This window comes from Streptomyces sp. ITFR-21, assembly GCF_031844685.1.
Lineage (GTDB): Bacteria > Actinomycetota > Actinomycetes > Streptomycetales > Streptomycetaceae > Actinacidiphila.
In genome coordinates this window covers 70,964-91,371 of record NZ_CP134605.1, presented here as the reverse complement: position 1 = coordinate 91,371, position 20,408 = coordinate 70,964, and the positions used below count along the sequence as shown (strand labels likewise).

Genomic DNA, 20,408 nt, shown 5'->3' with positions numbered 1-20,408 from the left:
CGGCAGGCGTACGACACCGGCGTGCCCGTCGTACGCCCGCTCTACCTCGACTATCCCGAGTCCGACGCCGCCTACGCCGACGCCGGCGAGGACCTTTACGGCGACGACGTGCTGGTCCGCCCGGTGACCACCGCCGGCACCTCGGCGACCAGCAGCGTCTGGATCCCGCCGGGCACCTGGACCGACTACTTCACCAACGCCGGCTACACCGGCCCGGCGACCGTGCAGATCACCGACGACCTGTCCACCATGCCGGTGCTGATCCGCAGCGGCGGCATCCCGGCCACCCGCACCGACCAGGTCGACAACGCCGCTTAGCGCCCGCTGGACCAGGTGACGGTCGACATCGGGGCCGGCGCCGACGGCTCCTTCTCGCTCTACGAGGACGCCGGCGACACCAACGCCTTCACCACCGGCCAGTCCACCCGCACTGCCGTCGGCTACGACAACGCGGCCACCACCGTGCGGATCGGCGCCGCCCAGGGCGGCTACCCCGGCCAGGTCACCGGCCGCAGCTGGACCGTCCGGCTGCGCAACCTCGCCACGGCCCCCGGCTCGGTCGCCGTCGACGGCCGCAGGCTGACCGCCGGCACCGACTGGGGCTACGACGCCACCGCCCGCCAACTGACCGTGCGCACCGGTGCGCTGAGCGCCGCCGCGGCGCACACGGTCGTCCTCGCGAGGTAGCCTGCCCGGCGGCGGGGCACATGTCGTAGCGAATCGCGTCTCGTCGTCTCATCTGACCACCGTCCCGGCTGCCGCGCGCGGCCGGGGCGGTGTGCCAACACCCGCGCTGACCAGCGGACTTCGGGATTCGGCAAGGCTTCAATACGATCCTGCGATGATCACCAGAAAGGTACTGACCGCGGGACTGGGCTGCGGCCTGCTCGCCGTCCTGGCCTGCGGTCTGCTTCCCGCGAGCGCGGTCGCGGACGAGCCCACCACTCCGCCGCCCGCCCCCAAGGTCGAGCTGGTGCTCGACGTGAGCGGCTCCATGAAGGCCCGAGACATCGACGGCCAGTCGCGGATGTCGGCCGCCAAGCAGGCGTTCGACGACGTACTGGACTCCGTCCCCGAGGGCGTGCAGCTCGGCATCCGCACCCTCGGTGCCGACTACCCGGGCAACAACCGGAAGACCGGCTGCAAGGACACCCGGCAGCTCTACCCGGTCGGCCCGCTCGACCGGACCGAGGCCAAGACCGCCGTCGCCACCCTGCAACCCACCGGCTGGACCCCCATCGGCCCCGCCCTGACGGCCGCCGCCAAGGACATCCGGGGCGGTGACGGCTCCCGTCGGCTCGTCCTGATCACCGACGGCGAGGACACCTGCGACATCGACCCGTGCGACGTCGCCCGGGACATCGCCGCCCAGGGCATCCACCTCGTCATCGACACCCTCGGCCTGATACCCGACTCCTCCACCCGCAACCAGCTCAGCTGCATCGCCGAGGCGACCGGCGGCACGTACACCACCGTGCGGCACCGCCAGCAGCTGACCAGTAAGGTGAAACAGCTCGTCGACCGCAGCACCGCCACCGCGGCCCCCCCGGTGCCCACCCAGGGCGGCGCGAGCTGCACGGACGCGCCGCTGCTCAAGGAGGGCGTCTACACCGACCGGGAGACCTTCTCACAGAACCGCTGGTACCGGGTCCAGGTCAGGTCCGGACAGGAACTGCGCGCCGCGGTCAGCGTCTTCGACGACCGCACGGTCAACACCGGCTACGGCGTGCTGCTGCGCGCCGTCACCCTGAGCGGACGCGAGCTCGTCCGCGACGACGAGGGCGGCACCGGGCGCACCGACGCGGTGTCGGCCGGCATCCGCTACCCCAAGCCGCACGCGGACGCCGCCATTGCGCCGGAGACCGTCTGCCTCCAGATCGGCAACTCCTTCTCGGCGCCGCCCGGCGTCAAGACCACCCCCGGGCTGCCGATCGAGCTCGCCCTCGACCTCACCCGCAGCCCCGACCAGCCCTCCGACGTGGCCTTCTACGGCCTCGGCCGCGGCTGGTGGCTGATCGGCCTGCTCGCCGCGGTCGGCGCGGTGGCCGGACTGCTGACCGGCTGGATCGCCCGCTGGCGCCTCAACACCGGGAGGACCGACTGATGCGTGCCGCCAAACTCCTCGGCGCCGCCGCGCTGCTCGCCGGCACGGCCCTGGCCGCGCTGGCCGGGCCCGCGCTCGCCGACACCCCGTCCGACAGCCCCACCCCGAGCGGCACCGCCGCCCCCGGTGACACGCCGCCCACCACGGCGGGCACCAACTTCCTGACCGCCACGGTCGTCCAGCAGGGGGTGCGGGCCACCGCCGACGCCTCGACGGGCGACTACCTGTACTGGGTGTTCCCCGCGGACACCGGGCAGAACGTCAAGGTCACCGCCACCGTGACCTTCCCCTCGACCGCGGCACGGCAGGGCGCGTCCACCTGGCAGCTGGACGTCTACGACGGGCTGCGCCGCCGCCAGCCGTGCCGCAACAGCTCGCAGACCAGGACCGCCGCCACCGACGCCACGACGGTCGAGCTGGCCTGCAAGCTGCGGACCGTGCGGTCCTGGGCCGAACCCTGGGCCAACGACCCGCTGCGCGGCGCCTACTACGTACGGCTGACCGTCCTGGACCTGCCGCAGACCGACCTGGGCCTGCCGGTCCAGGCGGCGGTGCGGGCCACCTCGTCCGGTACGGCGGGCGGCAAGGCGGTGGACGGCTCGGTGGCTCCCGTGGTCTCCGAGAACGCGCCCGAGGTCCGTCCCGCCGACGGCTGGTCGGGCACCTGGTGGTCGCCGCGCTGGCTGTGGACCGGGGGCGGCGGGCTGCTGGCCGTGCTCGTGGCCGTCGGCGCGCACCGGCTGGCCCGCGGCCCGGTCCGCCTGCGCGGCCCCTACCGGCAGCCGGAACCGCCGCGCCAACAGGGACACTACGCCGGCTGACCGGCCCGGCCCGCGGGTTGTCCGCCACCGGCTGGGGCCTGTCCGACACGAGGTGTCGGACAGGCCCCAGCGCCGCGAAGGCCGATACCCCGGCCGGGCCGCTGCCGGCCGCGCCGCCCGTCTCCCGGCCGTCGGGGGCGGCGCGGCGTCAGTCCCGGCCGACCGCAGGGGCGATGCGCAGGTGCGCGAGATCGGCCGGAACCGGGCTGGTTGGACGGAAGAACGGCGCCGACTCGCCGTCGGCCGCCGTGGCCGGGGCGTCGGTGAGCCGCAGCCGGTCCCGCAGCCGCCCGTAGAAGTCGGCCGGCCGCAGCCGTACCAGCCGCAGCGGGCGCGGCGCGGCGAACACCGCGATCCAGTCGCCGGGATCGAGCACCCCGCGCAGCTGCCCGTCCACACTGACCGCCGCCTGCCCGGAGTGCGGCAGCACCCGCAGCGCCACCGGCTCGTCGGCGCCGGTCACCACCGTGCGGTCGAAGGTCATGTGCGGGGCGACCGGGGTGAACACCACCGCCCGCATCCGCGGCGACAGCACCGGACCGCCGGCCGCGAAGCTGTACGCGGTCGAACCGGTCGGCGTGGCGACGATCACCCCGTCCGCGGAGTACGAGGCCAGCAGCCGGCCGGAGATGTACACCCCCAGGCTGACCTGCCGGTCCCTGGCCAGCTTCTCCAGCACGATGTCGTTGAGCGCCGTGACGTCCAGCGCCACCCCCCAGCCGTCACCGTCGGCGGTCTGCGGCCGGACCTCCGGCGCCGGCAGCAGCGGCCCGCGCCCGTACCGCAGCAGCGTGTCCATGCCGCTGGGCATCTCCAGCGGCCGGGACGCCCGCATGGTCAGCGTCATCCGCTCCTCGCAGGCGGACTCGCCCGCCTGCACCGCGTCCAGCGCCCGCTCCACGTCGGCGACGTCGATCTCGGTGAGGAAGCCGACCCGCCCGAGGTCCACCCCGAGCACCTGGATGTCCTTTTCCGCCGCGATCCGGGCGCCCCGCAGGAACGTACCGTCGCCCCCCAGGGTGACGATCAGATCGGGACGGCCCGCCGCCGCGATCTCCTCCTCCACGCTGAGCCGGCCCCTGCGCTCCCCCCACACGTCGATCGGCACACAGCCGATGCCGTGCCGGGCGGACCAGGCCCGTACCGTCCTGGCCCCCTCCACCGCAGCGGGACGTCCCTCGTGGACGACGAGCCCCAACCGGCCGATCGGCATGTCCTGGTCTCCCTGAGCGGAGGCGGTGGCCTGCCCTGGCAGGCTACCGGCGCCCCGGGCCGCCCGCCCGCGCGGCGCGGCGCGCGGTCTGGTGTGCCGCCGCCGGTCAGCCGGACCCGCGGGCCGCCCGCCGCTGCCGCTTGCCCGGCGGCGCCAGGGAGAGGTCCTCGGCGTGCGCGGTCAGCGGGGTGTGGCCGTAGCCCCGGCTGTCCAGCCACGCCTTCGCGGCGGCCTCGGCCTGCTGCGAGGCGGGCAGGACGTCCGCCTCGTCGTCACCGGAGTCCTGGAAGCGGAAGGTGAAGAAGGGCCGGGCGGCCAGGTCGTAGCTCAGGTGCCCCTCCGGGGTGAAGGCGGCGAACAGCACGTCGTGCCGGGGCGCGTCGGCCAGCAGCTCGGCGCGCTGCTCGGCGGTGAGGCCGGCGAAGGAGCCGCGGACGGTGATCCGGAAGACACGGGAACCCATCGCGTGATCGTAAATGCGGCGCCCCGCCGGGCCCAACCGGATTTCCGGCGGCGGCCGGCTCAGCGCCGTCGGCCCCGCCCGGACGACGCCCCGGGCACCGGGCAGGTCCCGGACTCCACCGCCCGGCACGGGCGCGCGGTGCACTCCGCGCTTGCGGTGTCCTCGGCGCCGCCCGCCGCCGGGAGTCCGGGCCCTTCGGCGCGGCGGGCACAGCCGGCCGGCAGCGCGGCGGACTGCGCCCGACGCAGCCGGCGTCCGACGAGGACGCCCAGGGGAAGGGACAGGACCGCCCAGGCGGCGATGACGAGTGCGAGGACCGGTAAGAAGTGCGGCATGGCGGATCCGTGGGAACGAGTGACTGACTTCGCTACCGGCGGTTTACCCGCCTACGGGCCGACACCACCCATATCCGGTAGCCGGGGCGGGCCCTGTCCCGAGGCCCCCCAGGGGCCCGGACGGCTCGGCGGGCGGACGGCTTGACGGTTCCGGTGGCCGCGCGGTGCACTGTGCGCCGTACCGCGCGTGCGGTCGTGTGCCCTTCCCGGGGGACGCGTCCCGGCTGTGGGGGAAGAACGTTCCGATGGCGATCGCCGCACCGCCCCGATTCCTCCGGTACGCCGCCGCGGTGGCGGTCACCCGCGGTGATCGCCGCCCTGTGCCCCGCCTCCGGCGGGGCACCCGCCCGCGCCGCGGCCGGAACGGCCATCGCCGTCGACGGCGCCGCCGGGGGCCGGACCTTCGACACGGTCGGCGCGACCAGCGGGGGCGGCGGCAACACCCGCCTGCGCACCGACTGTCCGGCCGCCCAGCAGCGGCAGATTTTCGACTGCCTCTGCACCCCCGGCTACGGCGCCGACCTGCAGATCCTCAAGGTGGAGATCGGCGGCGACACCGACTCCACCGACGGTTCGGAGTCCAGCCACGAGCGCACGGCCGGCGTCGCCGACTGCGGCACCTGCTACGAGTGGTGGCTGATGGAGCAGGCCAGGGCCCGCAACCCCGCCGTCGGGTTACGGCCTGGCGTGGGGAGCGCCCGGCATTCGGCACCACCTCGCACTCACCGCCGCCGCGGGCCCCTCACCGCGGCCGTCGACGGCGCCGTCGACGGGCACGCCACCGACACCGCGTACCGCACCGGCGTGATCGAGCTGGGCACCGACGGCTACCGGACCGACCAGTTCGACAACCCCACCGTCACCCCGGCCACTCCCGCCGGCTGACCGGCACGCCGCTTTCCCATCCCGGGCCGCCCACCGGCGTGAAAGCCCAGGTCCGCGCCCTACCCGTACCCCCGCACGCCGCTGTTCCGGGCGCCCGTCCCGGCGTTGACTGGGGTCCAGGCCCTCGACGGCGAGGACCGCGACGGGGAGAGCGCACATGACCGACCAGCCGCCCGCCGTGGTGTTCGACGCCCCGTTCGACGACCCCGACGCCTGGGCGGTGGGCCGCACCTCCGCCTATCCGCCGAGCGGCCGGAACCCCGGCGACAACAAGCTCGACCAGATCGGCCCGCTCTACGCCCCCGGCGCGGCGGGCGTCTTCCGGGCCCGCCGCGCCGGGGGCGGGCTGTGGCACGTCGACCTGGTGTCCACCGAGTACGCGCCCGGCGGCTTCGAACTGCTGCCGGGCGACGAGGTGAGCGCCACCTGCCTGGTCCACGCCGCCCGCGGCGCCTGGCCCGCGCTGTGGACCTGGGGCCGCGACCGCGCGGAGGGCCGCCCGCAGCCGGGGCACGGCGAGGTCGACCTGTTCGAGTACCACCCCGACAACCCCGGACTGCTCGAACTCACCAACCACGTCCGCGGCGCCGGCCACTACGCCCAGGACGCGATCACCCCCGGCCGGCCCTTCCTGCTGCGGGTCGTCCTCGGCCAGGACAGCGTGCAGTGGTCCGTGGACGGCACCCGGGTCTTCGCCGACGGACTGGGCGTGGGCCCGCGCTGGCGCGCCTGGCTGGTGGTCGGCATCAGCGTCTCGGCGGGCGCCTACGGCCACCTGCCGCCCGAGCGAGGCGTGGACGAGCTGAGCTGGCAGTGCACCGGCCTGACCGTCCGCCGCCCCGACACCCGCCCCGACGCGCCTGAGCCCCCGCAAGCCCCGGCGGACCCCGGCCCCACCGGGCCGGCGCCGCGGACCGCGCGGTAACGTTGTGCGTACGCCCGCTGGCACACAGCGGAGTACGCGGATCAACTTCGCCCCGCGTGCATGACCGCACGTGTCCCGGGCACGCGAAGGGCGCACCGGCCAGAACCCGCGGCCGTACACCGAAACGAGACGGTACCCGTGATGACCGACCAGCAACCGGTGACCGGCGCCCAGGGCGCCCCGGCCGAGCCCGAGGACACGCCGCACGGCGCGACCTGGAACGCGGGCCGGGGCGCGCCGTGCTGGGTCAGCCTCACCGCCCGCGACCTGCAGGCGGCCGAGAAGTTCTACGGCAGCGTCCTCGGCTGGGAGTTCCGCTCCACCACGCTCGGCGACCACTTCGCCGTCGCGCTGAGTGACGGCAAACCGGTCGCCGGGATCGGCGCGGTCGCCGCGGACATGCAGATCGCGGTGGGCTGGACACCGTACTTCGCCGTCGACCAGGTCGACCAGGCCGCCGGCCGCATCAGGGAGCGCAGCGCCACCGTCGCGCTCGGCCCGGTCGCCTTCGCCTCCGGCCGGGCGGCGGTGGCCGCCGACCGCGACAACGCGGTGTTCGGCGTCTGGGACGGGCGGCTGCCCAACGGCTGGGAGACCTGGCACGACGAGGGCCCCGTCGTGCTGCGGCTGCGCACCCGCGACGCCTTCGAGGCGGCCATCTTCTACGGTGGCGTCCTGGAGTGGGCCGACGGCAGGCCCGGCGGCGCCCTGGTCGCGTACGAGAACGACGAGGTCGTCGTGCGCAGTCGCGGCGAGATCGTCGCCCGCCTCAGCTCCGGCGCGGTCGAGGCCGCCCCCGACCCGCGGATCCGGCCGCACTGGGAGGTGCAGTTCGCCGTCGCGGACGTGCCCTCCTGCGTCGGTGCCGCCCGCGCTCTCGGCGGCACCCTGCTCGACAGCGGTACGACCGGCGCCGGCGAGTACGCCGAACTGCGCGACCCCGACGGCGGGCGGTTCACGGTGGTGGCCAGGGTCCGACCCCGCGACTGACCGCGCCGCACCCGCGACTGACCGCGCCGCACCCGCGACTGACCGGGCCCGCCCCGCCCGCCCGCAACGGCCCGTTCCGCTGCCTGTCCCCGCCCGCGGCCGGGCCCGGCGCCCGCGCGCTCACCGCGCTGTCAGCGGCGCTGATGGCCCTGGCGGTCCATACGTCCGGCGGCCGGTTCCGCGGGCCGACGGCGCCGGCCTTCGGCGCCGTGTGGCTGCTGACCACGGTCACCGCGCGCCGGGGCGCGTAGGCGTCGGCGCGGGTCCGCGGGACGCCTCCGGAAGCCGCCGACGCGGCGGACGCAGCGGACGCGCAGGCACCGGCGGGCCGGGTCGGCCTGAGGCGTGGCGCCGGGCGGGCCGGCCGAGGCCCGCGCTCTCCGCACCGGGCCGCAGCCGCCGTGCCGTGCCCGGGGAGCCGGCGTGGCGGTCCCGGCTACGCCCGCGCCTCCTGCGGGCTCTGCGGGTCCTCCGGCTTGCGGCTCCAGGCCGGCCGCTCCGCCACCGGCGTCGGCGCCAGCTCCCGGGCCAGCAGCGTCGCGCCCGCCACCGCGCCCGGCATCAGCGGCACCGCGACCAGCGGTACCAGGAACGCCAGCACCAGCGGCACCCCGAAGCCCAGCACCAGCCACAACCGTCCCCGCAGCAGCCGCATCTGGGCCCGCAGCGGTATCTCCCGGCGCTGCATCGCCACCCCGGCCAGCTCCAGGGTGAGGAAGAAGGCCGAGACGCAGAAGCCGATCACCGGCACCACGGTCTGCCCCGCCACCGGAACGAAACCGGCGGCGAAGAGCGCCACTGCGAAGAGCGCCACCCACACCAGCACCCGCAGGCCGTCGCGCGCCGAGACCCACAGCTCCCGCCACAGCGACCGCCGCGGCGTCTGCGGCGCGCCGCCCTCGGCCCGGTCGACCCGCTCGGCGACGGTCTCGTAGAACGGCTGCCCGACCAGGAGCGTCACCGCGGTGAAGGAGACCAGCGCCAGCAGCAGCCCGCCGCCGAACAGCACCGCCGTCAGCAGGCCGCGGAAGACCGCCGCCCACGGCGACCCCCAGTGGTCGGCGAAGGGCGTCGCCCAGTCCGCCAGGTCGTCGGCCCACAGCGCCAGCGCGACGAGCGCGGCGGCGTAGCCGACGAAGGTGATCAGCGCCGGGATCATCCCGAACCGCCAGTCCCGCCCGTGCCGTATCGCCCACCGCTGCCCCTCGAACAGCAGCCGCAGGCCCCTGGTGACATCACGCATGGCCGGATCGTAAGGGCCCGCGTCCGCGGATGCCGCATCCGCAGCCGGGTAACTCGCCCCTGGAGGACGGGCGCACGGCGGGAAACCCGCCGAAACCCCCCGGATACCCCGTATCCTGCCGGCCGCCGGTGCGAGTTCCCGCCGGGCACCGCCCCCGCTGACGCGCCGGCCCTGCCGGCTCGCGGCGTCCCGTGACCGGCCGACTGTCCCCGGAGCCGCGGACGCCGGGCGCCCCCACCGCCGGCGCCGGCACCCGAAACCACGCCGCGGCCCGCCTCAGGCGGCCCGCCCACCGACCGCACGGGCCCGGGAGCGGCACCGTCGGCGTTCCGCTGAGCCGGCCCCGGCCCGCTTGTTACAGTGCGCCGATGCCCGACTCCTCACGTGATTCCGCGGCCGGCGCCGGTTGGCGCGGCACGCGACCCGGCGCCTACCGGGAACTGATGCCCACGGACGTCCCCCGGGTTTCCTGGCTCAACCCCGCGACCTTGTGGAAAGCCCGCAACGGCACGCTGGCCTCGCTGTTCGGCGACCCCACCGGCACCGACCGGCAGCGGTGGGTGCAGGCCCGGCTGGACGGCGGGGCCGACCCGGACCTGCTGATCCGGCGCGACGACCCGGACACGTACTCCTTCCTGCTCATCGCGGACACCGGCGAGGGCGACGACCCCCAGTACGCCGTGGTGCCGGGGCTGTTGGCGGTGGGCGCCGACACCCGGTTCGCGGTGCTCTCCAGCGACGTCCTCTACCCCGTGGGCAGCGCGAACGAGTACGGCCCGAAGTTCTACCGCCCGTACCGGGACTACCGGGCCCCGATCTACGCCGTACCCGGCAACCACGACTGGTACGACGGCCTCACCGGCTTCATGCGGGTCTTCTGCCGCGCCCCGCAACTGCGCGCGTCCCCCCGCCCGGCGGTGTTCTCGCGCGGCTGGTGGCGCTCGCTGCTGTGGAAGAGCCCCGACACCCCCGACGACGCGGCCCTCGACCGGGCCCGCCTGATGCGTTCCGCCCCCGCACAGGCCGCCGAACAGCCGGGCCCGTACTGGGCGCTGGACACCGGGCCGCTGCGGATCATCGGCATAGACACCGGACTGCTCGGCGACATCGACCGGCAGCAGGGCGAGTGGCTGCGCCGGGTCTCCCGGGGCCCCCGGCCCAAGATCCTGGTCACCGGCTCACCGATCTACGTGGACGGCGAGCACCACCCGTGCGCGATAGAGGGCGGCGGCACCGTGGACGAGGTGGTCCGCGACCCCGGTAACACCTTCGTCGCCGCCATAGGCGGCGACATCCACAACTACCAGCACTACCCGGTCGACGTCGACGACCGCCGCATCGAGTACGTCGTCTCCGGGGGCGGCGGCGCCTTCATGCACGCCACCCACGTCATCCCGCGGGTCGCGGTCGGCGGCGTCACCGAGGACGAGTTCCGCTGCTACCCGATGCGCGGCGACTCGCTGGCCTTCTACAGCCGGCTCTACGGCCGCAGGCTGCGGATGCGCCGGCTGTTCGAGCTCACCCCCGAGCAGGCGGCCGCGGTGATCGGGGACCGGCTCGGCATCACACCGGTACGGCACACCGACGCGCCCGTCACGCTGCGGACCCGGTTCGTGGCCACCGCGCTCGGCGTCGCGCGCCGGCCGCACCACAGGGCCCGGCTGCGGCTGCCGGTGCGCAAGACCTACACCAAGGTGCTCTCGCCCGGCTCCGCCACCTTCACCCCGCCGTTCTTCAAGAGCTTCCTGCGGCTGGACGTCAGCCCCGGCACCGTCCGCATACGGGCCTACGCCGCCACCGGCCTGCGCGAGCAGGAGATCGACCCGCCGGTCGAGGACGACTTCACCATCACCCTTCCACCGGACGCCGCCTGAGGGCCGTCCCGCCGTCCCCGGCGGATCGGCGCGCGGCGTCGGACACGGCGGACCGCGGAGCGGAGGGCCGCCCTCACACCGGATCGGACGCGGACGCGCCCGGCGCCGCGCCGTAGCCGTCGTCGCGCGCCCGCCGGGGACGCCGGGGCAGCCCCTGGCGTCGTTGCTCCGGGGGCCCAAAGCGTGAGCGGAGGCGGACGACGACCGGTGCCGGTACCGGCCGGGGCGGCCCTCAACGGCGGGCCCCCCGCCGGCGTTCGCGCTGCGGCGCCCGACCGGCCGCTCCTGGACAGCCGACGCGATCGCCCGGACCGGGACCTGCCGAGCCCGGTGGGGGAACACCTGCCGCCGGCGTTCCGCCCCGAGCCGCTGCCCGACCGCCGGAAGGTCCGCGCTGCGGCAGTGGCTGGAGCGGCTCGACCTCCCGCCGCCCGCCACCGCGCCCGGGGCGGCGCCGACACTCACCGCCGAGGGGGCGTTCCCGGAAAGACCCCGCACCACCTGCTCCGCACCTGCCCGCCGCCCGGCCGCACCTTCACCGCCCGCTGGTCCACCGCACCGCTCACCCGGGCCCCGCCGCGTTCCTACCAGGCACCGGAAGGCTGAGCGGCCGGCCCCGGGGAAGAACACTGCCGAGAGGCCGGCGCTCGGACGACGTGCGAGGCGGTCCTACGGGGACGGGGGTGGTGGCCGTGGGCGCGGTCAAGCGGTTCGACGCCTTCCAGCAGCGCCACGCGTGGGCGGGCGTGCCGCTCGCGGTCGTCTACAAGTTCGTGGAGGACCAGGGCGGCTACCTCGCCGCGCTCATCGCCTACTACGGATTCCTGTCGCTCTTCCCGCTGCTCCTGCTGCTGGTGTCGGTCCTCGGCTTCGTCCTGCACAACGACCCGCACCTGCAACAGCAGGTGGTCGACTCGGCGCTGCAGCAGTTCCCGGTGATCGGCGACCAGATCGGCGAGAACATCACCTCCTTCCACGGCAACCCGTTCGCCGTGGCCGCGGGCGCCGCCGGCGGCCTCTACGGGGCCCTGGGCGTCGCCCAGGCCGCCCAGAACGCCCTGTCCAAGATCTGGGCGGTACCCCGGCACGCCCGGCCCGACCCGCTGCGGGCCCGGCTGCGCAGCCTGCTGGTGCTGGGCGGCTTCGGCGCCGGACTGCTCGCCACCACCTGCCTGACCGTCCTGGCCTCCGACGAGCACTTCCTCGGTGCCCACCTCGGCGTCGCCGTCCGGGCCGCGGCCAGCCTCACCGCCGTCGCGGTCAACGCCGGCCTGCTGCTGTTCGCCTACCGCTTCTTCACCCACAGCGGCGTGGCCCTGCGCCACCTGGCCGGCGCCGCCGCGGGCGCGGCCGTGCTCTGGCAGGCCCTGCAGTGGGCCGGCACCTACTACGTACGGCACCAGCTGCGCGGCGCCACCGCCACCTACGGGCTGTTCGGTATCGTCCTCGGCCTGATCACCTGGATCTACCTCGGCGCCCTGATCTTCGTGCTCGCCGCGGAGACCACCTCGGTCCGGGTCCGCCGGCTGTGGCCGCGCAGCCTGCCGACCCTCTTCACCGACAAGGTGGTGCTCAACCAGGCAGACCTGCGCGCCTACACCTCCTACGCCACCACCGAGACGTTCAAGGGCTTCGAGCAGATCGCGGTCTCCTTCGATCCGCCGCCCCTGCGCACCCGGGACGGCACCGCGAACGCGGCCACCGAGCCCGCGCCTCCGGCGTCCGGCCCGCCGCCGTCCTCCACCCCGCCCCCGACCGCCGCCCCCGACTGATCCCGGCCGGCCGCGTCCGGCGCCACCGCGATGGGCGGCAACGCCCCCTCCGGCGCGGAGTGCGCCCCGGCGCACCGTCAGGTCTGGCGCACCGGCTCGTACGCCTCGGCCGGCAGGCCGAACGTCCAGGCCACCCCCTCCTTGGCGGTGCGCGTCCGCGGCGGCACCCGGAGCCAGTAGGTGCGGCTCGTACCGTCCGGCTCCGGCGTGGAGTTGACCACCTCGACCATCACCATGTCCTCGTCGCCCGCCAGGGCGATCCGCCACAGCACGCCGGTCTCGTCCTTGTGCACCGGCACCGCGCCGGACTCGTCGAGATAGCGGTCGTAGCCGTAGTGCTCCAGCATCACCCGGCGCAGCTCGGCGTTCTGCTCGGCGCGGATCCGCTCCGGCGTCAGCGCCGCCAGCTCCCGCAGGAACCCGGCCGGTACCGGCATGCCCCGCCAGGCGTACAGCGCGAACCCGTCAGGGAAGGCCAGCGCCGGGCCGTCGGACCGGTCGAGCCGGCCGGCCTCGTCCCGGTGCAGCTCCATCGGCCGCTCGCAGACCACAACCGTCCGCTCGTACGGCCACCACCAGCCGGCCGTCCGCGCCACCTCGGCCAGACCGTCGAGCCGGCCGCCCGCCGAGGTGTCGAAGGCGCACAGCCATGCGGCGTCCTGCTGCCCCAGCACCGCGTCCAGCAGCAACAGCCGTGCCGCCGCCTGCTCTTCGCGGTTCCCGGCGTACTCCTCGGCCACCCCGGTGCCTATCCGGCCGGCCAGCGCCTGCGCGCCCTCCCACAGCCGGGCCCCGGTCCCGTGCCACCGCTCGGTCCACCCGGCCGGGCCCAGCAGCGCGTGCAGCCGCGCCCGTTCGGCCGCCCACGGCCCGCTGCGTACGGCGTCCCGCGCACTGCGCCCCCGGCCCGCGGCCGGCTCCGCGGCCAGCAGCCGCACCGCCTCCCGCGGCGAGGCCGCCCACCGGACGCTCTCCGGCTCCGGCAGCCCGGCCCGCCGGTAGGCCAGCCGCACCCCGGCCTCGGCCGCCGCGCGGTCCGCGGGACCCGTGGCCGCGGCGATCCGCCGCCAGCGCTCCACCCCGTCCTCGTCGCCCGGCCGGCCGGCCGTGTCCCCGTCCATGGTCCCGCTCCCGTTCTCTTCCACGGTGTTCCCTCCCGCGAGGCGGGTCCGGCCCGCCCGATCGTCACCCCTGCCGTCCGGTCCGCCGGTCCGCTCCGGCGCACCGCTGCCGCACCCTGCCCGCGCCGCCGCCGGCGCGCGGCCGTCAGTCGGCCACCAGACGGACCGAACCCGGCACGTACTCGCGCTGGCGCACCACCCGGTACCAGCCCCTGGGCAGCGATATCGCCGCGTGTTCCTCGTGCACCACCCGGCCGCCGTCGGGCAGATGGAGCAGCATCGGACCCGCGGGCCCCGCCTCGCGCAGCAGCAGACCCGGCCCGACCACCGCGTGCGCGTGCCCGGTCACCTCGCCGAGCGCGAGCACCAGCCGCCCCCTCGCGTCGCGCGGTTCACCCGCCGCGCGTGGCGGCGCCGGCTCCCCGGTCGGCACGATCAGCACGTCCCCCTGCCGGTACACGGCTCTCCCTTCCCGCGGCGCCCGGCGCGCCGCCGTCGACAACGACCGTAGGGGCGGGGTCTGACAAGGAGGTCTGACAACGGGGTCCGGCGGCGGGGCCCGGCAACGGCTCCGGCGGCGGTTCCGGTAGCGGATCCGACGACAACTCGCGGACCGCGCGCCCCGGCTCCCGGACGGCCCGCGGACGGCGCTGTCGGTGGCGCTTGGTAGAACTTGCTCAGGCGCCGGCCCCGGCCGCCCGCCGGTCCCCGCCACGGTGGACCCGTACGGCACTACGAATCGTCAGGAGCAGGCGGACATGACCATCGGACATCATCTGCGGAAGCTGGGCGGCCTGCCCGCCGTCGACTTCGTACGGTTCGAGGCCGGACAGCCCGGACTGCCGGAACCCGGTGCCGTCGCCTGGCGGATCGCGGTCGAGTCGTACGACAGCGAGGTGAAGTGGGAGCAGGCGTTCGCCCGCTTCACCGAGACCGTCGACACCACCCTGGTCCGCTCGCTGATCGTCGGCTCCTGGAGCGACCCGTACGAGGACGGCCCGCAGGAGGTCGTGGCCGCGCTGCTCGCCGCGCGCGACCGGCTGCCCGCCCTGCGCGCGCTGTTCGTCGGCGACATCGTCGTGGAGGAGTGCGAGATCTCCTGGATCGTCCAGGACGACGTGACGCCGCTGCTGGACGGATTTCCGCTGCTGGAGACCTTCGGCGTGCGCGGCGGCAACGGCCTGCGGTTCCCGGCCGTCCGGCACGGCAGGCTGCGCTCGTTGACCGTCGAGACCGGCGGCCTGCCCGCCGCGGCCGTCCGCGGCATCGCCGCGAGCGACTTCCCCGCCCTGGAGCACCTCGACCTGTGGCTGGGCACCTCCGAGTACGGCGGCGACGGCGACCTGGCCGACCTGGCGCCGTTCCTCGCCGGCACCCGGCTGCCCGCGCTGCGGTCGCTGGCCCTGCGCAACAGCGAACTGCAGGACGCGATAGCCGCCGCCTTCGCCGCGGCCCCCGTCGTCGCCCGGCTGGAAAACCTCGACCTGTCCATGGGGGTGCTGACCGACGACGGGGCCACCGCACTGCTCGGCGGCCAGCCCCTGACCCACCTCAAGACGCTCGACCTGCACCACAACTACCTCAGCAAGGCCCTCAAGGACCGCCTGCGGGAAGCCCTGGAGCCGGCCGGGGTGGAGCTGGACGTCGACGCGGACGACGCCGACGAGGAGGAGAACGAGGACGGCTCGGTCTGGCGGTTCGTCGCCGTCGGCGAGTAGCCCGCCGCCGGCCGCCCGCTGCCGTCGGGCGGCCGGTACACCGCCCACCGCCGGCCCCGCACCGGCCGCACCCCGCACCGCCCGCCGACCCGCCGCCGGGCCGGCCGGCGTGCGGCCGGTACCGGGCCGGCAACCACCCGCCGACCGTCCGGCACCCATGAGCAGGGGAAGACATGCCACGCCCGACACCGCACGCCGACGACCGCCCGAGCCCCGCGCTGGCCGTCGTCGGCAACCCCGAGAACCGCCGGGTGCGCTTCTTCACCGACGCCGCGGCCGAGGCCGGACTGCCCGCGCCCCGCGTCGTCCCCTGGCTCACCGTGCTGCGCGACGGCGGCGCCGACTTCGCCGACGACGAGACCGTGCGGCTCGACTCACCCGGCGAGAACCCGGAGGTCGACCGGCTGCTGCGCGGCACCGACGACCCGACCCGGGTCGAGGGCGGCGCCCTGTGGTACGCCCGCTTCACCGCCGCCGTGCGCAGCCTGCGCGGCGGCGTGCGACTGGACGACCCCGACGAACTGGCCGTGCTCTTCGACAAACGGCACTGCCACCGGACGCTGGCCGCGGCCGGAGTACCCGTACCCGATTCCCCCACCTCGGGCGCCGCCGTCCGCGTGCGGGGCTGGGCCGACGTGCGGGCTCTGATGCGCGAGCACCGCATGCCGCGCGCCTTCGTCAAGCCCGCCCACGGCTCGTCCGCCTCCGGCGTGCTCGCCCTCGAGACCTCCGGCCGCGGCCGGGTGCAGGCCACCACCTCCGTGGAGTCGGCCGGCGGCCGGCTCCACAACTCGCTGCGGGTGCGCCGCTACACCGGCGAACCGGAGATCGCCGCCCTCGTCGACGCCCTGGCGCCCGACGGACTGCACATCGAGCGCTGGCTGCCCAAGGCGTCCCTGGAAGGGCGCACCGCCGACCTGCGGGTCGTCGTCATCGCCGGCCGAGCCACCCACGCCGTGGTCCGCACCAGCCGCTCACCGCTGACCAACCTGCACCTCGGCGGAGCCCGCGGCGACCTGGCCGCCGCCGTCGAAGCCGCGGGAGGACGCTGGGCCGACGCCCTGCGGATGTGCGAGCGGGCCGCCGCCTGCTTCCCCGGCACCCTCTGCGTCGGCGTCGACCTGCTGCCCGCGATCGGCTGGCAGCGCTTCGCGGTCGGCGAGGTCAACGCCTTCGGTGACCTGCTGCCGCGGCTGACCGGCCTGCCGGGCAGCGGCGCCGAGGGTCTGGACACCTACCGGACCCAGCTCGCCGCGCTGCGCCGCCGCAGGCCGCACGGCCCGTTCGGGCGCCGTCCCGCGAGGACCGGCCGTGCCGCCGTCTGACGCCGCCCGCGCCGACCCCGCGTGCCATGCCGCCCGCACCGATCCGGCGACCCCGGGGACGACCGCCCCGGGCGGCCCGTTCACTCCCGACATGAACGAGGTCGTCGGCCGCGACGACCTGCTGCTGCTCACCCTCGACACCCTGCGCCACGACGTCGCCGCCGAACTCGCCGCCGCGGGCCGGCTGCCCAACCTGTCCCGGCACCTGCCCGGCGGCGCCTGGGAGCGACGGCACGCGCCCGGCAGCTTCACCTACGCCTCCCACCAGGCGATCTTCGCCGGATTCCTGCCCACCCCGGCCGCTCCCGGCCCGCACCCGCGGCTGTTCGCCGCCCGGTTCGCCGGCAGCGAGACCACCGCCGGCCGCACCTACGTCTTCGACACGCCCGACCTGGTGTCCGCCCTGGCCGTAGCCGGCTACCACACGGTCTGCATCGGCGGCGTCGGCTTCTTCAACAAGGCCGGCGCCCTCGGCGGCGTCCTGCCCGGCCTCTTCCAGGAAAGCCACTGGGAGCCCGGCTTCGGCGTCACCTCCGCCACCTCCTTCGAGGCCCAGGTGGCCCGCGCCGAACAGGTCGTCGCCGGACTGCCCGCCGACCGCAGGCTGTTCCTCTTCCTCAACGTGTCCGCGCTGCACCAGCCCAACTGGTTCCATCTGCCCGGCGCCACCCGCGAGGCCGGCGACACCCGCGACACCCACCGCGCCGCCCTGGAGTACGTCGACCGGCACGTCGGACGCCTCTTCGACGCGATGCGGGCCCGCCGCCGCTGCTTCGCCGTCGTCTGCTCCGACCACGGCACCGCCTACGGGGACGACGGCTACACCGGCCACCGCCTGGGCCACGAGGCGGTCTGGACGGTGCCCTACGCCCACTTCTTCCTGGAGCCCCTGGAGCCGCCCGCATGACCGCACCCACCGCCCCGGCCACGACACACGCCGCCGCGAGCGCGCCCACGACAGCCGCCCCCGCCACCCCGGGCGCGCCCCACCCCGTGCGCCCGTACCAGGCATACGTCTACGCCTACCCGCACAAGACCGCCTACCGGCCGCTGCCCGACCGCCCCGCCCTGCGCGACCTGTGGCGCGGCGAACCCAAGGACGCCCTCTCCCTCTACCTGCACATACCGTTCTGCGAGGTCCGCTGCGGCTTCTGCAACCTCTTCACCCGGATCGGCGCCCCCGACGAACTCACCACCCGCTACCTGGACGCACTCGACCGGCAGGCCGCCGCCGTCCGCGACGCCCTCGGCGACGGCGCACCGGTCCGGTTCGCCGCCGCGGCCTTCGGCGGCGGCACCCCGACCTACCTCGACGCCCGCGAACTGGACCGGCTCTGCGACATCGCCGAGCGGCGCATGGGCGCCGACCTGCGCGCCGTCCCGCTGTCCGTGGAGACCTCGCCGGCCACCGCAACCGCCGACCGGCTGGCCGTCCTCGCCGACCGCGGCACCACGCGGCTCAGCCTCGGCGTGCAGAGCTTCGTGGACGACGAGGCCAGGGCCGCGGTCCGCCCGCAGCGCCGCGCCGACGTGGAGGCGGCGCTGGGCCGGATCCGCGACACCGGCGTCCCCGTCCTCAACATCGACCTCATCTACGGCATCGACGGCCAGACCCCGGCGACCTGGCAGGCGTCACTGGACGCCGCCCTCGCCTGGCGGCCCGAGGAGCTGTACCTCTACCCGCTGTACGTCCGCCCGCTCACCGGCCTCGCCCGCCGCGCCGCCGCCTGCGACGCGGCCTGGGACGAGCAGCGGCTGCGCCTGTACCGGCACGGCCGCGACCACCTGCTGGCGGCCGGCTACGAGCAGGTCTCCATGCGGATGTTCCGCCGCCCCGGCGCACCGGCCCAGGGGCCCGACGACCACGCCTGCCAGACCGACGGCATGATCGGCCTCGGCTGCGGCGCCCGCTCCTACACCTCCGCGCTGCACTACTCCTTCGACTACGCGGTCGACATGCACCGCATCCGCACGATCATCGACGACTACACCGCGACCGAGGACTTCACGACCGCGCGCCACGGCCGCCCGGTCGACACCGACGAGGCACGCCGCCGCCACCTGCTGCAGTCCCTGCTCCAGGCCGCCGGGCTGCCCGTGCGGGACTACCGCGACCGGTTCGGAACCGACCCGCACACCGACTTCCCCGCCGAACTCGCCGACTTCGCCCGCCGCGGCTGGCTCGACCCGCATCCGCCGCCCGGCCTGCTGCGGCTGTCGTCCGAGGGCCTCGCCCACTCCGACGCCCTCGGCCCGGCGCTGTTCTCGGCCCCGGTGCGGGCCGCCATGGCCGCGTACGAGACCAGGTGACCGCCGGTGGACCTGACGCTCCTCTACCGCGGCCCGCTCGCCTCCTGCGACTACGACTGCCCGTACTGCCCGTTCGCCAAGCGCCGCGACACCCCCGCCCAACTGCGCGCCGACCGCGCCGCCCTCGACCGCTTCACCGACTGGGCGGCCCGGCGGCAGGACGACCGGCTCTCGGTACTCCTCACCCCCTGGGGGGAGGGACTGGTCCGCTCCTGGTACCGCGACGCGATCGTGCGGCTCTCCCACCAGCCGCACGTCCGCCGGGTCGCCGTCCAGACCAACCTCAGCTGCCGCACCGGCTGGCTCGCGGACGCCGACCCGGACACCGTCGCCCTGTGGTGCACCTACCACCCCGGCCAGACCCCGTACGACCGCTTCCTGAGCAAAACCCACGAGCTCACCGCCCTCGGCATCCGCTTCAGCGTCGGTGTGGTCGGCCTGCCCGAACACCTCGGCCACGCCCGCAGGCTGCGCGCCGACCTCCCCGCCCACGTCTACCTGTGGGTGAACGCCGCCGAGGGCCACACCTACACCGACGCCGAGGCCGCCGACTGGAGCGGCCTCGACCCGCTCTTCTCCTACAGCCGCCATCCCCACGCCTCGGCCGGCCTGCCCTGCCGTACGGGTGAATCCGTGCTCTCCGTCGACGGCGACGGCACCGTCCGCCGCTGCCACTTCGTGCGCGACGAACTCGGCAACCTCTACGACGGCTCCTACCGGCAGGCCCTGCGGCCCCGGCCCTGTCCGCTCGCGGTGTGCGACTGCCACATCGGCTACGTCCACCTGGAGACGCTGCCGCTGTACGACGTGTTCGCCGGCGGTGTCCTGGAGCGGATACCGGCCCCGGCGGGCGTGGCGGCGGGCGTGGCGGCCGGGGATCGGGGAAGACCACCGTCACGGACCGGATGACGAACCAGGGGGCGCCCATGACCATTGCCGAGCAGAGCCCGACCCTGTCGGACGAACTGCGCGACCGAGCCGGGTCGTTCGTGAACAGCCATGTCGACCTGTGGGTCGAGGTGGCGGAGGACGGCGTGCTGGCACTCGCCGCGAACCGGCCCGCGGCGGTGTTCCAGGCCGCCGCGGACTGGCTGACCGAAGGGGCCGACTACACGGTGGCGGACGCCTCCTGGCTGTTCCAGCAGGCCGAGCCCGCCTGCACACTGCGGCTGGCCCTGCGCCGGAGCGCTCCCGCCGGGTGAGGACCTGCTCCCGCCGCCGCACCGGACCCGGCGGGGCGGTGGGAGGGGCCCGTCAGCCGGACACCGTACGGTCGTCCGCACCCCGCGTGCCCGCGTGCCCGCGTGCC

The 20,408-nt window shown here is 75.6% G+C and carries 20 protein-coding genes; 15 read left to right on the top strand and 5 right to left on the bottom strand.

Translation table 11 applies throughout. The features are described 5' to 3' along the window. Positions 1-21 precede the first annotated feature (21 nt). The 4 genes from RLT57_RS33205 (at position 22) to RLT57_RS00345 (ending at position 2,925) form a co-directional block, all read left to right on the top strand. Entirely contained in the window at positions 22-318 is a 297-nt protein-coding gene (locus RLT57_RS33205; RefSeq protein WP_399129731.1) for a hypothetical protein, read from the top strand. 15 nt (positions 319-333) lie between these two features. Further along, on the top strand, positions 334-687 hold the full coding sequence (locus RLT57_RS00355) for a DUF5110 domain-containing protein (protein ID WP_311295323.1): 354 nt from the start codon (positions 334-336) through the stop codon (positions 685-687). A gap of 154 nt (positions 688-841) precedes the next feature. Beyond that, positions 842-2,104 (top strand): VWA domain-containing protein, encoded by a 1,263-nt coding sequence (locus tag RLT57_RS00350; protein WP_311295322.1) that lies wholly within the window; start codon positions 842-844, stop codon positions 2,102-2,104. Beyond that, complete coding sequence (locus tag RLT57_RS00345) at positions 2,104-2,925, top strand: hypothetical protein (protein ID WP_311295321.1); 822 nt, start codon at positions 2,104-2,106, stop codon at positions 2,923-2,925. The genes RLT57_RS00350 and RLT57_RS00345 overlap by 1 nt, the downstream gene beginning before the upstream one ends. A 148-nt stretch (positions 2,926-3,073) precedes the next feature. Here the strand turns inward: RLT57_RS00345 and RLT57_RS00340 are convergent, their stop codons facing one another. Together RLT57_RS00340 and RLT57_RS00335 are read right to left on the bottom strand one after the other, a co-directional pair. Beyond that, positions 3,074-4,138: an NAD(+)/NADH kinase gene (locus tag RLT57_RS00340; protein WP_311295320.1), complete on the bottom strand. Its 1,065-nt coding sequence runs from the start codon at positions 4,136-4,138 to the stop codon at positions 3,074-3,076. Between the two features lie 106 nt (positions 4,139-4,244). Beyond that, the gene (locus RLT57_RS00335; RefSeq protein WP_311295319.1) at positions 4,245-4,601 is read right to left on the bottom strand and encodes a DUF6204 family protein; all 357 of its coding nucleotides are present in this window, start codon (positions 4,599-4,601) and stop codon (positions 4,245-4,247) included. Between the two features lie 641 nt (positions 4,602-5,242). Between RLT57_RS00335 and RLT57_RS00330 the strand changes: the two genes are divergently transcribed. From RLT57_RS00330 to RLT57_RS00320, 3 genes are all read left to right on the top strand, one after another. Beyond that, positions 5,243-5,821 carry a hypothetical protein gene (locus tag RLT57_RS00330; protein WP_311295318.1) on the top strand — a complete coding sequence of 193 codons (579 nt, stop codon included), beginning with the start codon at positions 5,243-5,245 and terminating at the stop codon, positions 5,819-5,821. Between the two features lie 157 nt (positions 5,822-5,978). Continuing rightward, positions 5,979-6,746, top strand: a complete 768-nt coding sequence (locus RLT57_RS00325) for a beta-glucanase (protein WP_311295317.1) — start codon at positions 5,979-5,981, stop codon at positions 6,744-6,746. A gap of 141 nt (positions 6,747-6,887) precedes the next feature. Further along, the gene (locus RLT57_RS00320) at positions 6,888-7,736 is read left to right on the top strand and encodes a VOC family protein (RefSeq protein WP_311295316.1); all 849 of its coding nucleotides are present in this window, start codon (positions 6,888-6,890) and stop codon (positions 7,734-7,736) included. Between the two features lie 436 nt (positions 7,737-8,172). On the opposite strand, the gene RLT57_RS00315 is transcribed toward RLT57_RS00320, so the two are convergent. Further along, entirely contained in the window at positions 8,173-8,979 is an 807-nt protein-coding gene (locus RLT57_RS00315) for an EI24 domain-containing protein (protein ID WP_311295315.1), read from the bottom strand. Between the two features lie 368 nt (positions 8,980-9,347). Between RLT57_RS00315 and RLT57_RS00310 the strand changes: the two genes are divergently transcribed. Together RLT57_RS00310 and RLT57_RS00305 are read left to right on the top strand one after the other, a co-directional pair. After that, positions 9,348-10,853: a metallophosphoesterase family protein gene (locus tag RLT57_RS00310; RefSeq protein ID WP_311295314.1), complete on the top strand. Its 1,506-nt coding sequence runs from the start codon at positions 9,348-9,350 to the stop codon at positions 10,851-10,853. A gap of 683 nt (positions 10,854-11,536) precedes the next feature. Then, positions 11,537-12,625 carry a YihY/virulence factor BrkB family protein gene (locus RLT57_RS00305; RefSeq protein WP_311295313.1) on the top strand — a complete coding sequence of 363 codons (1,089 nt, stop codon included), beginning with the start codon at positions 11,537-11,539 and terminating at the stop codon, positions 12,623-12,625. A gap of 77 nt (positions 12,626-12,702) precedes the next feature. Here the strand turns inward: RLT57_RS00305 and RLT57_RS00300 are convergent, their stop codons facing one another. Continuing rightward, positions 12,703-13,746, bottom strand: coding sequence for a DUF6745 domain-containing protein (locus RLT57_RS00300; protein ID WP_311295312.1), 1,044 nt, complete (start codon positions 13,744-13,746; stop codon positions 12,703-12,705). 145 nt (positions 13,747-13,891) lie between these two features. Then, positions 13,892-14,206 carry a hypothetical protein gene (locus RLT57_RS00295; protein WP_311295311.1) on the bottom strand — a complete coding sequence of 105 codons (315 nt, stop codon included), beginning with the start codon at positions 14,204-14,206 and terminating at the stop codon, positions 13,892-13,894. Between the two features lie 298 nt (positions 14,207-14,504). Here RLT57_RS00295 and RLT57_RS00290 point away from each other — a divergent pair, with 298 nt between their 5' ends. From RLT57_RS00290 to RLT57_RS00265, 6 genes are all read left to right on the top strand, one after another. Further along, a complete protein-coding gene (locus RLT57_RS00290) occupies positions 14,505-15,464 on the top strand; it encodes an STM4015 family protein (RefSeq protein ID WP_311295310.1) in 960 nt (319 codons plus the stop codon). A 173-nt stretch (positions 15,465-15,637) separates the two neighbouring features. Continuing rightward, positions 15,638-16,789 (top strand): STM4014 family protein, encoded by a 1,152-nt coding sequence (locus RLT57_RS00285; RefSeq protein WP_311295309.1) that lies wholly within the window; start codon positions 15,638-15,640, stop codon positions 16,787-16,789. Between the two features lie 91 nt (positions 16,790-16,880). After that, positions 16,881-17,696, top strand: a complete 816-nt coding sequence (locus tag RLT57_RS00280; protein WP_311300513.1) for an STM4013/SEN3800 family hydrolase — start codon at positions 16,881-16,883, stop codon at positions 17,694-17,696. Beyond that, complete coding sequence (locus RLT57_RS00275; protein ID WP_311295308.1) at positions 17,693-19,099, top strand: STM4012 family radical SAM protein; 1,407 nt, start codon at positions 17,693-17,695, stop codon at positions 19,097-19,099. The genes RLT57_RS00280 and RLT57_RS00275 overlap by 4 nt, the downstream gene beginning before the upstream one ends. Before the next feature lie 6 nt (positions 19,100-19,105). Further along, positions 19,106-20,008, top strand: coding sequence for an STM4011 family radical SAM protein (locus RLT57_RS00270; RefSeq protein ID WP_311295307.1), 903 nt, complete (start codon positions 19,106-19,108; stop codon positions 20,006-20,008). 17 nt (positions 20,009-20,025) lie between these two features. Continuing rightward, complete coding sequence (locus RLT57_RS00265; RefSeq protein ID WP_311295306.1) at positions 20,026-20,301, top strand: hypothetical protein; 276 nt, start codon at positions 20,026-20,028, stop codon at positions 20,299-20,301. Positions 20,302-20,408: the final 107 nt, after the last annotated feature.

What these genes read in the sequence shown, in the direction of transcription:
- RLT57_RS00350 (WP_311295322.1), top strand. Translation starts at nt 842, where the DNA reads ATGATCACCAGAAAGGTACTGACCGCGGGACTGGGCTGCGGCCTGCTC.
- RLT57_RS00345 (WP_311295321.1), top strand. Translation starts at nt 2,104, where the DNA reads ATGCGTGCCGCCAAACTCCTCGGCGCCGCCGCGCTGCTCGCCGGCACG.
- RLT57_RS00340 (WP_311295320.1), bottom strand. Translation starts at nt 4,138, where the DNA reads ATGCCGATCGGCCGGTTGGGGCTCGTCGTCCACGAGGGACGTCCCGCT.
- RLT57_RS00335 (WP_311295319.1), bottom strand. Translation starts at nt 4,601, where the DNA reads ATGGGTTCCCGTGTCTTCCGGATCACCGTCCGCGGCTCCTTCGCCGGC.
- RLT57_RS00325 (WP_311295317.1), top strand. Translation starts at nt 5,979, where the DNA reads ATGACCGACCAGCCGCCCGCCGTGGTGTTCGACGCCCCGTTCGACGAC.
- RLT57_RS00320 (WP_311295316.1), top strand. Translation starts at nt 6,888, where the DNA reads ATGACCGACCAGCAACCGGTGACCGGCGCCCAGGGCGCCCCGGCCGAG.
- RLT57_RS00315 (WP_311295315.1), bottom strand. Translation starts at nt 8,979, where the DNA reads ATGCGTGATGTCACCAGGGGCCTGCGGCTGCTGTTCGAGGGGCAGCGG.
- RLT57_RS00310 (WP_311295314.1), top strand. Translation starts at nt 9,348, where the DNA reads ATGCCCGACTCCTCACGTGATTCCGCGGCCGGCGCCGGTTGGCGCGGC.
- RLT57_RS00300 (WP_311295312.1), bottom strand. Translation starts at nt 13,746, where the DNA reads ATGGACGGGGACACGGCCGGCCGGCCGGGCGACGAGGACGGGGTGGAG.
- RLT57_RS00290 (WP_311295310.1), top strand. Translation starts at nt 14,505, where the DNA reads ATGACCATCGGACATCATCTGCGGAAGCTGGGCGGCCTGCCCGCCGTC.
- RLT57_RS00285 (WP_311295309.1), top strand. Translation starts at nt 15,638, where the DNA reads ATGCCACGCCCGACACCGCACGCCGACGACCGCCCGAGCCCCGCGCTG.
- RLT57_RS00280 (WP_311300513.1), top strand. Translation starts at nt 16,881, where the DNA reads ATGAACGAGGTCGTCGGCCGCGACGACCTGCTGCTGCTCACCCTCGAC.
- RLT57_RS00275 (WP_311295308.1), top strand. Translation starts at nt 17,693, where the DNA reads ATGACCGCACCCACCGCCCCGGCCACGACACACGCCGCCGCGAGCGCG.
- RLT57_RS00265 (WP_311295306.1), top strand. Translation starts at nt 20,026, where the DNA reads ATGACCATTGCCGAGCAGAGCCCGACCCTGTCGGACGAACTGCGCGAC.